General features: G+C 44.5%; 9 protein-coding genes. All 9 read right to left on the reverse strand.

What is annotated here, in order from left to right:
* Nucleotides 1–46: 46 nt before the first annotated feature.
* Nucleotides 47–2,044: a Fe(3+)-hydroxamate ABC transporter permease FhuB gene (gene fhuB, locus L4C54_RS01525; RefSeq protein WP_428806803.1), complete on the reverse strand. Its 1,998-nt coding sequence runs from the start codon at nucleotides 2,042–2,044 to the stop codon at nucleotides 47–49.
* A 12-nt stretch (nucleotides 2,045–2,056) separates the two neighbouring features.
* On the reverse strand, nucleotides 2,057–3,016 hold the full coding sequence (locus L4C54_RS01530; protein ID WP_428806804.1) for an iron-siderophore ABC transporter substrate-binding protein: 960 nt from the start codon (nucleotides 3,014–3,016) through the stop codon (nucleotides 2,057–2,059).
* A 32-nt stretch (nucleotides 3,017–3,048) separates the two neighbouring features.
* A complete protein-coding gene (locus L4C54_RS01535) occupies nucleotides 3,049–3,816 on the reverse strand; it encodes an ABC transporter ATP-binding protein (protein ID WP_428806805.1) in 768 nt (255 codons plus the stop codon).
* Nucleotides 3,809–4,531 carry a siderophore ferric iron reductase gene (locus L4C54_RS01540; RefSeq protein ID WP_428806806.1) on the reverse strand — a complete coding sequence of 241 codons (723 nt, stop codon included), beginning with the start codon at nucleotides 4,529–4,531 and terminating at the stop codon, nucleotides 3,809–3,811. Before L4C54_RS01540 ends, L4C54_RS01535 begins: the two co-directional genes overlap by 8 nt.
* Before the next feature lie 103 nt (nucleotides 4,532–4,634).
* On the reverse strand, nucleotides 4,635–6,803 hold the full coding sequence (locus L4C54_RS01545; RefSeq protein ID WP_428806807.1) for a TonB-dependent siderophore receptor: 2,169 nt from the start codon (nucleotides 6,801–6,803) through the stop codon (nucleotides 4,635–4,637).
* Between the two features lie 164 nt (nucleotides 6,804–6,967).
* Complete coding sequence (locus L4C54_RS01550) at nucleotides 6,968–7,864, reverse strand: AraC family transcriptional regulator (RefSeq protein ID WP_428806808.1); 897 nt, start codon at nucleotides 7,862–7,864, stop codon at nucleotides 6,968–6,970.
* 216 nt (nucleotides 7,865–8,080) lie between these two features.
* The gene (locus tag L4C54_RS01555) at nucleotides 8,081–8,380 is read right to left on the reverse strand and encodes a DUF2149 domain-containing protein (RefSeq protein ID WP_428801894.1); all 300 of its coding nucleotides are present in this window, start codon (nucleotides 8,378–8,380) and stop codon (nucleotides 8,081–8,083) included.
* Nucleotides 8,380–8,928 carry a MotA/TolQ/ExbB proton channel family protein gene (locus tag L4C54_RS01560; RefSeq protein WP_428806809.1) on the reverse strand — a complete coding sequence of 183 codons (549 nt, stop codon included), beginning with the start codon at nucleotides 8,926–8,928 and terminating at the stop codon, nucleotides 8,380–8,382. The genes L4C54_RS01555 and L4C54_RS01560 overlap by 1 nt, the downstream gene beginning before the upstream one ends.
* 2 nt (nucleotides 8,929–8,930) lie before the next feature.
* A complete protein-coding gene (gene cobN, locus L4C54_RS01565; protein WP_428806810.1) occupies nucleotides 8,931–12,830 on the reverse strand; it encodes a cobaltochelatase subunit CobN in 3,900 nt (1,299 codons plus the stop codon).
* Nucleotides 12,831–12,833 lie beyond the last annotated feature (3 nt).

Genomic DNA, 12,833 nt, shown 5'->3' on the forward strand with positions numbered 1-12,833 from the left:
AGTGGTTCGAAATAGGTCTATATTGCTTAGTAAAGTAAGCTGAAGACTACGATTTTCGACCTTTTAATAACAGCAGTAGAAAATAGCTACCACCAATAACAGAAACAATCGTTCCAGCCGCAATTTCAGCAGGATAACGAAGGTTCTGTCCTAACCAATTCGCGGCTAAAAGCAATACAGCGCCAAGCAGCATTGAAACAATTAACTGCTCTTTCGCTTTCTTTGCACCAAGCATAATTGCCATATGAGGTGCTAATAGCCCTAAAAATCCTACAGGCCCCATCACTGCCGTCGTGACTGCACAAATAAGGGCAACTAACACAAACAGACAGGTAAACGCGACAGGAACGTTCACTCCTCTCGCTTTCGCAAACAGTCGCCCAGCTGACAGCAGGGTTAACCATCGGTTCGTCAATAACGCGATACTTGAAAGAAGAACCATCGCGATCAGTAGACCAACAGCCATCACTGGTGTCACTCGGTATGTTGAACCTGCTAACCAAGCTAATATGGCAAAGCTGTCTTCATTGCCCTTTGCAAGGGTAAACTGCACCAAGGCATCAATTAATGCGGTTAACGAAATACCCGTAAGTATCAGCATTGAAGGCGCATAATGATTCTTCCGCCCTAAGATTAGCAGTAGAATCAAGACCGATATACTGCCTATAAATGCAAGCAAAGGAGCTGATTCAAAAATATTAATGCCAACAAAAATACTGGCAGCCACTAAGGCAAATGTCGCCCCCGCTGACAAGCCAAGAATATCAGGACTTGCCAATGGATTGTATATAAGTCGTTGTAGTAACACACCTGCTATCGCAAGCCCTGCGCCTACGCAGATTGCCGTTAATATGCGCGGCCAAAGTAAACTCAATGCAAAATCATCAGGCCAACGAACAATCCACTCCAGCGCACCATCTACATTATTTCTTGTGACAAAAAACGCCACCAAGATGATAATGATAAACAATACCATTAACTTAACGTATTGAAAACGAGTCAATAGTGCTTTTGTCTTAGGAAGGGTTATCGAGAGTTGGTCTTGAGCCTTCAGTTTACGCCTTGTAAAAAAGATCAAAGCAGGCGCGCCAATCAACGCCGCAGCCGTGCCACTTGGAACAATATCCAAGGTGTAACTGCCAATGAACATGGCGATCCAATCCGTGGTAATAAGCAGCATTGCACCTAAAATGGAACTTGTCACCAATTCACTTTTAGGGGTTCTTGCGCCTAATGCCCGTGCAATATTAGGCGATAACAGACCAATAAAACTGATCACACCAACCGTACTGATAGACGCTGAAACTAACCAAAGGCTTAACAATAAGATGGCAAAAAATGCAGGAACGATACTCAAACCTCGTGCTTGAGCACCACTTTGTCCTATACGTAGTAACGCAAACACACGAGGAGCAAACAGTACAAGAAAGATAGCAGGGAGCAGTTTAGGCATTAACCATAGAACATTATCCCAACCATTTTGAGCCAGATCACCCGCTCCCCAAATAAACAGGTTTTTAGCGTATTGGTCATGAAGCAAAACAACCGCCGTCGCAATAGCGCCCAATAAAATATTGGTCGCCATCCCTGCAAGAACAACAGGTAAGCCTGATAGATTATTCAACCCGACTATCGTGATCACCAAACCGAATGTGGCCATAGCCCCAAATAGAGCGACAAATAACGAATAGTCCGCCATGACTAAAGGGAACCAAACACTGCCTATTACCATTGCAAGCCATGCACCAGAAGAGGTGCCCAGCGTTAACGGGCTAACAAGCGTGTTTTGCGTGAGCTGCTGTAGTACGCTGCCAACCAACCCTAATACAGCGCCAACCATCAACCCCATGACATAACGAGGTAGCGATGATTGGGTGAACAGAATCGCATCAAAATCTTCGTAATCGTCAAAATTGAACGACAGTGAACCGATGAGTTGAATCTGGTTAGCGAAAGAAAGGTCAGTACTCCAGCCTAATTGCCCAATGGTTAAGGCAAGTAAGCTAAGGAGTAACAGCAAACCTAATGTCTGTGATTTCAGCACGTGATTAGAGCCCTATCGCTTCACTTGGTTGGCAGCAATGTCGAGTAAGCTATCCGTAATCGCTTCAGCGGTATAAAGCAGCGACATAGCCCCTCCATAGTTCCAAACAGGCTCAATGCTGTTCAATCGGTTTGCTCGAACAAACGGCATCGCTTGCCAAAGCACTGAACGGTTTAGCTGCGGCTCTTGGTCAAACGGTTTGAAATAAAGGGCTACTCCGTCATTAACGTGCTTTAAATCATTAACACGCACTTGCGTGACGCCCCACTGAGTGGAAGGTTTCTCAATGGCGGGTTCAAAGCCCAATCGTTGTAAGACGTACTGTGTCGTCGAGTTCTCTCCGTAGAGATAAACCGCGGTGGTACTTGCAAAGCGAAATGCACTGACTTTAGGTTTTCCTTCAGGAAAAGCGTCACTCAACTGCGTTGTCATTTGTGTAAAACGAGCATCCATTTCTAACAGTTTTCCCTCGGCTACCTGCTGCTTACCAAGCGCCTTCGAAAGTAGCCGAGAATTATCAATACTCGCTTGAGCGTTATCGTGGTCAGCACTGTAAGTTTGGTAATAAAGAACCGGAGCAATGAGCTCCAGGCGATCAAGTAAATCAAGCTGAGGAGAGGCAATAATAATAACGTCAGGCTTTAGTTGGGCCAGTCTCTCAAAGTTCGGCTCAACTCGCGTCCCAATATCTTCTACCGATGCATCAATAGCAGGCTTTACTACCCATTCTTGGTACCCAGCAATATCTGGCATGGCTATCGGTGTGACACCCAGTTCAATAACTTGCTCGGCTATATCCCAATTAAGCGCTGCTACACGTGTTGGTGTTGCCTTTAACGTGTGTTCACCTCGGCTGTCTGTTACGGTTACATCAGCGTTGCTCAAACCAGAAACTAACATTGCCGATAGTACGAGAATAGACTTCAATGTTGCTCGCATCGGCCATTTCATCGTTTGTATTTGGCGTTTCATTTTCCTATTACTTTCTACTCTATCTGCACTTTTTAACATACCACCGCGACCTTATGATTCTGTGTTGGGTGAGGCATTAATTTAACGGGTGTTGCGTATAAATCGGACAACAAGGCTTCATCATGCAGAAGCTCTGTTTCTCCTTGAAAAGCCACCTTTCCACCTTTTAATGCAACAACGCGGCTGGCATATTTAAGTGCTAAGTTAAGGTCATGAATAATCACAACAATCCCTTTCCCCGTTTGCTCATTGAGTTCCTTTAAAAGCCCCATCAACTGATACTGGTGCTGAATATCTAACGCGGAAGTCGGTTCATCTAGAATCAGAATGTCTGACTGCTGAGCGAGTAACATCGCTACCCAAGCACGCTGTCTTTCACCACCCGACAACTGCTCTGCAATGGTATTGGCATACTGTGAAACGCCCGTCATTTGCATTGATTTTTCGATTATTTGAGCATCTTGGTCATTCCAACGCCCAAATAGGCCACGCCAAGGGAAACGCCCTAAACGCACAAGTTCAGTCACATTTAGCCCCGCGACTTCGGGCAATTTTTGGGGCAAATAAGCAACACTTTTTGCAAGCTGCTTTGGATTGTATTCACCCACCCGTTTTTCATTGAGTAACACTTGTCCTTGTTCTGGTGAGAACTGATTCGAGAGCAAGTTCACCAGCGTCGATTTACCCGAGCCGTTATGTCCAAGTACAACGGTAAACTGGTTATCTTCAATGGTTAGATCGGGAATTGACAAGATAGTTCGTTGGTCTCGAACCACCTCGACATCGGTCAATTTATACATGACGTCTCTTTTTGTTCTTTGGGCAATCATCGCAAAGTCTGCCCTCTTTTGTTTGAGTCACAAGACAACAGCTTTTCCTTGTATAAGTCAGCAATTCCCCTGACGAAAACCCCGTTAATGAACGGTGAGGAAGTTGAAATGCATCGAGCCATAGCTTTGCATCAGAGTGAACATCATCCTGAGTAAACGCCTCAAAATGATCGTGCACTTTTATCAAGGACATCAGTAAGAAATCAGCAAGCAGTTGACGGCTAAAACCTGGGCGGCAACGATAAAGTTCATCCAGCTCAGCTTGCCAACGAGACACCATCCCACCAAGCTGTTGGCCAACATCGATAATTAATGCTTCTTTATTTGCGTTCACGCACTGCCCCGAATCAAAATGAAAACCCGAAATCAACCCATTACGATAGTGCTGACTCATGGTTGAAAAATCTGGCGCCACTTTTAGACCATAGATACCAATAAACGCTAGGTAGATCGGCTGCCAACTAAGTAGGCTAAAGGTTCGCGTTAACCAGTAACTGTGCTTCGCTTCTGGGTGCAATGATTGAATCTCTTGATACATGATGGTTAACAACTGACGATTATCACCGTCACCCATTAGCATTCCGTTTTCAGCAGGAGCAACTTTTCCGTCTAAATAAGGTGTCACTTGCTTTGCTGCATGCATCAATTGTTCTATTTCAGTCAACGTCACTCTCTTCTTATTCACTGCTATTTTTGCTAATTGTCTAACACAATAAGTGTCGTGCGAAAATGCACTAAAGCAGCCTACTCTTCAGCAGGCTGCTCTGTTTTACAGCACGGTATAGAAACTAGAACTTATAATTAACATTCAGTTCTACTGTACGCTCTTCGCCATACCAACAGTTGGTTTGGTCATAACAAGTGAAGTACTCTTCATTAAACAAGTTCGTCGCAAGTAAATTCACAGTCGCGCCCGACAAAGACTCTTTAACTGAACCTAAGTCGTAACCAAGTGATAAATCTACCAAGGTGTAGGACGGCACTTTACCTTGCGTATTGGTCGCATCCATTTGCATTTCACCTACATAACGAGCACCTGCACTTGCGCGTGTACCACTTAGCACTCCGTCGAAGATGAAGTAATTCGCCCATAAGTTAGCGGCATGCTCAGGTACGTAGATTGGCGTGGTACCTTGCAGACCATTGTCGCTATCTTTTATAATTTCCATGTCGGTGTAGGTGTAGTTCGCTGCGATGTCTAAACCAGAGGTCACCTGTATACGGCTTTCAAGCTCAAGACCTTGAGAGCGAATCTGACCAACTTGCAACTGGTCTTGATAATCGGCTGATGATGGGTCCGTTACTAACACATCATTTTTCTCAATTCTAAATAACGATGCCGTCGCACTCTTACTGTAATCAGAAGATTGGTATTTCAAACCGACTTCAATCTGCTGACCGGTTTCAGGCTTGTAGGCTTCACCAAAGCTGCTAACACCCGTAACAGGCTCAAAGCTTGTTGCATAGTTAGCAAACGGCGATACGCCATTATCTAATTCGTAGAGCGCACCAATACGGTATGAGAATGCACTGTCATCCGCTTCTTCATAACCCCACTCGCTATCGCTTGTCGTTTTATATTGGTCAAAACGACCACCAGCTATAACAACCAAGCGATCAATTCTCATTTGATCTTGGAAATACAGACCTAACTGTTTTATCTTAACGTCATCTTTAACTTCCGAATCTTTAGTCAACGAGTCCCTATTAATCATGTCATTATTAGGGTTAAAGATATTAAAGTCGCCAAATTGACTCGTACTACCGTATTCTGCGTAATTCGATGAGCCTTTTAATTGTTGGTAATCAAGACCAAATAACAGGTTATGTTCAACATTCCCCGTAACAACAAAGCCAGAAAGCTGATTATCAATCGTGTAACCCTTAGATTCTTCATCCGTGCTGTAGATATTTCTATCTAAATTGCCAGTAGCAGGATCCCAGTGGTTATAGTAATCACTGTGATATGTGTTTTCTTGATACAGAGACGCGTCGGTATAGCGGAAGTTCTGCAAGAAACCCCACTCATTAGTAAATTGATGATCAACTTTATAGCCCAACATCAACACTTCACGCTCAAACGTACTCCAGTTCTTATCACCCACGAACGTATTTGGCGTAGTCGATCCATTCGGATTATCTGTTAATGAACCAGCTGCTGGCATTGCCGAGTTCATACCCATTGCTGGATCGTTTTGATAGTACATATTGAAATTGATGAGCGTTTTATCCGACACTTCCCAGTTTAACGACGGAGCAAACACGTAACGTTCTTCTTCGGTATGGTTGACTTGCCCATCACGAGTACGCGCTAAGCCAATAATGCGATATGAAAAATCGCTATCACCAATTTGACCTGTAGTATCAATAGAAGCCTCAACCAGATTACGAGAACCCGTCGCTAGCCCAAGCTCAGTGCTCGACTCCTTTTGTGGCGTCTTAGCAATCATGTTAACCATGCCACCCGGTGGCATTGAACCGTACAGCACCGATGTCGGCCCTTTAAATATTTCCACTTGCTGAATCGCAATCGGGTCGATTTGAGGCTGCAAGTTCCAACCATTTAAGAACTGAAGGGCCAAACCATCGTAGTAGCTTTGGTTGACTGCAAAACCACGGATCATAAACGTGTCGTACATTGTCACAGAGCCGCCCTTGGTTTCAGTCACGACACCTGGCGCATAACGCAGTGCTTGGTTTAGAGACTTCACGCCTCTTGCTTCAAGATCTTCGCTCTCAATAACACTGATAGCTTGAGGCGTTTCTTCTGGTTCTAACGAGGTCTTAGTCGCAGTATTGCGATAGGTTTGACCTAGAACCGATATTGTCTCGATTTCTGATTGTGTTGTGTCCGCCGCATTCGAGCTTTCGGTATTTGCATTGGCTCCAAATGAGAGCACTAGTACGCTAGCAATTGCTACGCTTAAAGATGATTTTGAAAATAGTGTTGTGGCCATGATTCCCTGCTTTTTCTTTTCAATCTGTGCGATCAACGTAAGTTAATCTAATTGCGAATTATTATCGTTTGCATTTTATTAGCTTAGATAGAAAAAACATTACAATTTGGTGCATCATGTCGATAAGTTACCTATAAACTCGATAAAAATAAGCACTTAGGCGCTTATGAAACTTTTTGAATTGGCAGCCAATACTCAATATTCATCGACTGCGAATCACTTTGTCCGCTGTATATTTCCAACTCAGGCGCTTCCACTGCGGTGTAGCCAGAACTAGGAAGCCAGTGCAGAACAAGCCACTCAACCGCTTGAGCAAACTGTTTGATTTGACCACTAAATGGCAATACAGCAAAATCGTTTTCTTCCACAACAACACTTTCAAACTCACCATTCTTGTGGCTTACGTCACTCAAGTTATCGGTGCCTGCTAAATAGGTAAGCTCACCTTCATCCGCATTATTTTGAGCATCAATCACGCCTACCCAACGTGTTTGGGAACTAAAAGAGCGGCTACATTGATCTTTAAACTCATTCCATGCACACGGAACAGAGACATCGAAATCTGGCTCACTAGACAATAGCCCTCGAACACGTTGCTTAACCCCATAAATACGCTGTTCACTTGCATGTTCTATTCTTACTTGAAAGAACCCTTGCGTTAGAGCCTCGCAATTAGGAAAGTCTGAAATAGGCCGCTCGCATGGCCCTTTAATCCCATCTCGTGTGCCCCTTTGTTGATAGCGCTTAGGGCTAATACCAAAGAAAGCACTGAATGCTCGACTAAACGCCACCTCAGAACCAAAGCCATATTGATAAGCGATATCGACCATCTTTTTGTCTCGCCTCAATACTTGCTCTGCGGCTTTGGAGAGCTTCTGTTCTCGCACATATTGGGCAACACTCATTCCCGTATAGGTTTGAAATACACGCTGTAATTGCCAACGAGACCAACAGCTGACTACCGATAGATCCGACACACTTAAGGTTTCATCTAAATGAGAATCAATGTGTTCAATAACAGCTTCAATCCGATTAAGGGCATAGCAACAGGCTGAGTTCATAACGAAAAGACCTTGATGACAAACGAGAGTTCAACAAAAATATTGGCATCTATATAACAGATGCATAACATTAAATCTAAATGATAATTACACTCATTTAGAAACACGTTTGCAATTTACTCTTATCTATTTCTTTGGTCAATCCTTGTTATGTCAATTTCTTACCGTCTAATTATCAACCTGCTCGATACGTTATTCTAATAATCTGACTTATTTCTAATCAGCTGGAACATAGATTAACCTACCGTCATCTAACATATAGGTCTGCCCTGCTATCTGCCCTGTTCCTTCCCCTATTTCATCAGAGGTTTCGTAACGAGTCATGGTCTCTGCATCCTTAATTGTGATGCGCATATTCTCTTCACCAGGGTTCTCTATCAGCATCGAGTTTTCCGGCAGTTGGGCTCCGGTGACGTTGAGTATCATTAAAAATGCCATCACAACAGCAAACAGATCCACCATGTTTACAATGGAAAGTACCGGATCATCCAGCTCATCAGACTCCAGAAATCTCATTACAGCTTTCCTTCTGCTAACGTGTTCGTTTCTACCGGGTGTACCGCTTCGGCTATTGAATGTGAATGCGTCATCGTTTTCATACTTTGTTCAATTTTGCACATATCTTCCAATAACCAACGACGGCGAACTGTCATAATGCTGAAGGTTAAACTCGCGGCTATTAACGATAATATTGACGCTGAAAACGCAACGATCATCTCTTGTGCGACCTTATCAACTTCACCTTCCCCCATAGCCACTAACGCAGGTCCGATAGCGATCATCGTGGTAACAAGACCTAGCATAGGTCCCGCTCGGCTGATCAACCGTAAAGGCTCTAGCTCTTTCACAATCCAAAGCTCAAGCTGGTCACTGTCACCTGAATCATTTGATTGAGCGTAACGCTGTAATACCGACACATAGTTCTTATCGAAGCGTTGCACGAACTCAACGCCGAATCGGCCTAAGACATACAAAGAGTAAACGACGATAACAACCACGAGCACCATAACGGGCTGCATAAATAAAGTGGCAAACTGATAAATTAACGTTTCAAGTTGGTTCATGGTTAAGCTTCTCTTGTTATACGGTGTTGTCGAATCGCACCTGTCGCGATACAACCAAAAATAAAGGTGATAAGGAAAAACATTTGGTAGTCCGTTAATGTCGGTTGCTCGAACGATTCCATTTCTTGCATCACTTGCCCTGAGATAATAGGGTTACTCGCAATCGCACCAATAGCCCCAAGACCAAACCCTGCTGCTGTTTGCTCGATAAATGTTTTGGTCACTTCGTGAGGTTGGTGATACTCCACTAACGGCTCTAGCTCTTCATGACGCTCAATAAGCTGTTTTAAGCGCTCTTCGTCTGCATCCCAGTGGCCTTTTCTAACCGCTTCAAGCATTCGCTCAATGATCTGCATTTGCGCTGCGGGTTGATGCTGTTCGAACCATTCGTTAATGCCAAGATCGTGTTTGTCGTCTATGTAGACTTCACTCAATGCTTCCCATTGATGATCGTTCACGGTTTCGGGTGCCGTTACTTGCCAACCAAATAGGTTATTGGTGATGTCCAACATATTCAGCGCGCCTGCATACCCTTCTTTTTGCATTGAAGTGATCCAAACTGGGTTTAGATAGCGTGCATTCAGCTCTTCCGCCAAAAATGTACCTGCAGAGACAGTACGACTGTTCGATTCACGCAAGTCATTGATGTACAAGTCGGGATCTTTTCCTGACGCTTTCCGTACTGCAGCCGCCAGCCCGCCTAAGTACTCAAATGGGTGATCCGTTGATAACAGCCCATGTAAGCGACTGGTTCTTGTCATGACGGCGGCATCAACAGAAGATAGGTGTGATTCGAACAAATTGGTATCGCCCAATTTCTCCCCCCAAACTTCACTGCCATACGCATACTGAAGGCGAGTCGTAAATTGTTCACCCAACGCATCATCGCTTTCCCAATCTTGAGATTGAATGGCGAGATCATTCACTCCACTGCCGTAATCACCCGGTTCGTTACTGAAGATTCGCAGCGCAGACAACATCGACGCTCTTTCTGAGTCGTAACCCAGTTCCCTTAGTGATTCACTTAAACTTTGACTGTTTTCAGCAATGACATTGCCATCTTCCAATGCGGTGATTTCTTCAATTGCTTTGCTCAGCTTTAACATAAAGCCATCGAATTGATCTCGATAGACAGACGTTGCTTGAATCACGACATCAATGCGCGGTCTTGTTAACTCATCGTTAGGGATAACACGCAGTTCAATCAGATTACCGCCTCTATCCCAAATGGGCTCGGCACCAATAGCACGAAGCACTTGAGCTTCTAGCATACCGAAGTGTCGTTGTGTTTCCCCCGCCCACAGGGAGAAGGCAACTTTACTTGGCGTCTCTCCATTTTTTTCAATATGAGCATCAAGTAAATTCTGAAGCTCTCGCTCTGCGGCATTATAAGCAGGAGAACTTGGCACTTTCGCTGGATCAAAGCCATACAAATTGGTCCCACTTGATGTGGAAGGATTACGCAATGGATCGCCACCTGGCCCTGCTGGAATAAATCCTGCTGACAAACCATTAAGTAGGCTTTCAATTTCGCCGTTGTTCACAAGCCTGTTAAACGAAGATTTAGCGGTTTCTGCTAGTGCTTTCATTGCTAACTTGGCTTCTTCGCCGCCTTGTACTGGCGTACTTTCAGAACTTACGTTTTCAATCGCATTTGTACCTTCAATAGCACTCCGAATCCATTGGATAGGCTCACTGTCATCTAGTGCTTCAAAGTCTCCTTCAAATTGCTTCCAAAACTCAGAGGGTTCATCGACAAAATGGCGTAATAGATCATCACCCATTTGTTGCAAAATCGTGTAATGAATCTCACTATCTGGCTTAGATTGACCGAACGCATGCAAACCAAGCGGTACCGATGAGGCTGCTAAACGATCAATATGCTCTTCAAGTTGCTCCAGAACGGAATCAAGGTCCTCTTCGATTGAATTTGGGTCTAGCCCCATATCCACTAATACATTGAGCGATTCAATCTTGGCAATTAATGCAATTTTTAGCTCATCTTTTACCGAGCCTGGTAACGCATTTTCGTAGTCGCCGAGCAAGCCGTTGAGCTCTACATAGTCTCCATATAAACCCGCAGGTCCAAACGTTGGGGTTTGGTGGCTAATGATCGTTGCCCTTCCTCGTCTTTTCGCCTGAATTGCTTCTGCGATATTATCTTGAATGTACGGGTAGAAAACGGGCAGATCACCAAGCGTTAAATAAGGAAAATCATCCTGAGACAATCCACGCGCCTTACCGGGTGTCCACTCTTGTGAACCATGTGTTCCAAGGTGAACAAGCGCATCCAATTGCCCTTGATTGTGTTGTTGTTGAAGCCAAAAATAGACCGCTAAATAGAGGTGACTCGGTGGCTCAGTTGTTGAGTGGATGGCATGACCAACTTCTCCAGAACGTGGTGGTTGGGGCATTAACCAAAGATTACCCTTCTTTAAGATAGGAAAAACAAACGAGGGCTCGCCATTAATCTGTTTAATCCCCTTATACGTCATCGGGTGTCCCCAATTGCGGTTAACGAAGTGCCTTTGCTCGATTGGTAGGCTTCGGAACCAGCGTAGATAACTGCGAAGCGGCAATACTGCCGCGTATTCGGCTTCAAGCAAGCTCTCGATGTCACTCGAATTGTAATAACCCGACAACAAGATTTTACCGTCCTCAATCATCTGTTGCTCATCGATCGGCGGAACATCATAGCCTTCCTTGTTCAACCCTTCTGCGATGCTAACAAGGCTTAAAGGTACGTTAAGGTTCGATGCCGAGATATTTTCTGCTCCAGCTGGCGCATTCCAGAACATAACCGCCACACTTTTCTCAGTGTTAGATTTGGTCTTTAATCGCTGATAGGCATGAACTCGACCAAACAACAGATCCAGCTGCTCGGTGATATACGTTTTCTCTCCCGCTTGGTCAGCTGATATCACTAATGGATCTGTTAAGCCCCATGTTTCGGTTGTTGAAAGCATGACCGAGGCGTTACGGGGCTCTATCCCAACATCACTTTCTCGCCAGTCATCTAGATCGCCATCACGAAAGTGAATGGTTTGAATAACGGGTACGCCAAGCTTATTCATTTCAGCTTTGCGCTGTTCACCTTGCTGTAAGTGAGTTAGGTTCACCAACACAGTCGGAGAGAGACGCAATTTGGACGTATCCCAAAGCCAATCTAACCCATTGTCACCTTCCACCCAGAACATGACAGGCTCGATACCCGCTTGTTTGGTTTTTTCAATCAAATCCTCAAGCGGTTCAAACTCTTGGTTTATGATCTGATTGCGGCTAATGATGAAGCCCGCAATGGGTGTCCCTTCTTGCCAACCCGTTGCGGTTAGATAACTATTCAGATCCGGCACCACACCTTCGTCGTGGTAAATACCGTAAGTAGGAACAATTTCCGCTTCAGGTAAGTTGGCTAAAGGCTCTCCTAAATGGTTCAAACGAATCGCCGAAAATAAGTAACCATAATTATTCGATGTACCGTTTAAATAATATCTCGTTAACTGGTGAGAAAACTCTCGGCTCATCTGGCTTGATGCACTCGGTGGACCGCCACCAAACATCACCCAGTTCATATCCGCAGGGAAGGTTTCCATTACCTCTGCGAGTCGCTGGCGATCAGGCATACGAGGCGTATCAATGATCGTAAAATCCGCCTCGCGAATTTTGCTGACGTTATAAGTTCTTGGCGTGAAGCTAATAAGCTCGACTTGTTGTTCGAGTGCGTACTCTTTTAATCGCTCAATTTTACTTTGAGGGACGAAGTCGGTATGCACTACCGCGACTGTAGTCGTTTCAGCAAAAACCACATTCGAAAAGGTTATAGATGCCGCAAAAGTCGATGTAATCACGAGCAGAGAAACAAAGCACTGAGTAAACAGTGCTTTAATTAGATCTAAGCGCATTAT

It is taken from the genome of Vibrio lamellibrachiae (genome assembly GCF_050337265.1).
GTDB lineage: Bacteria > Pseudomonadota > Gammaproteobacteria > Enterobacterales > Vibrionaceae > Vibrio > Vibrio kyushuensis.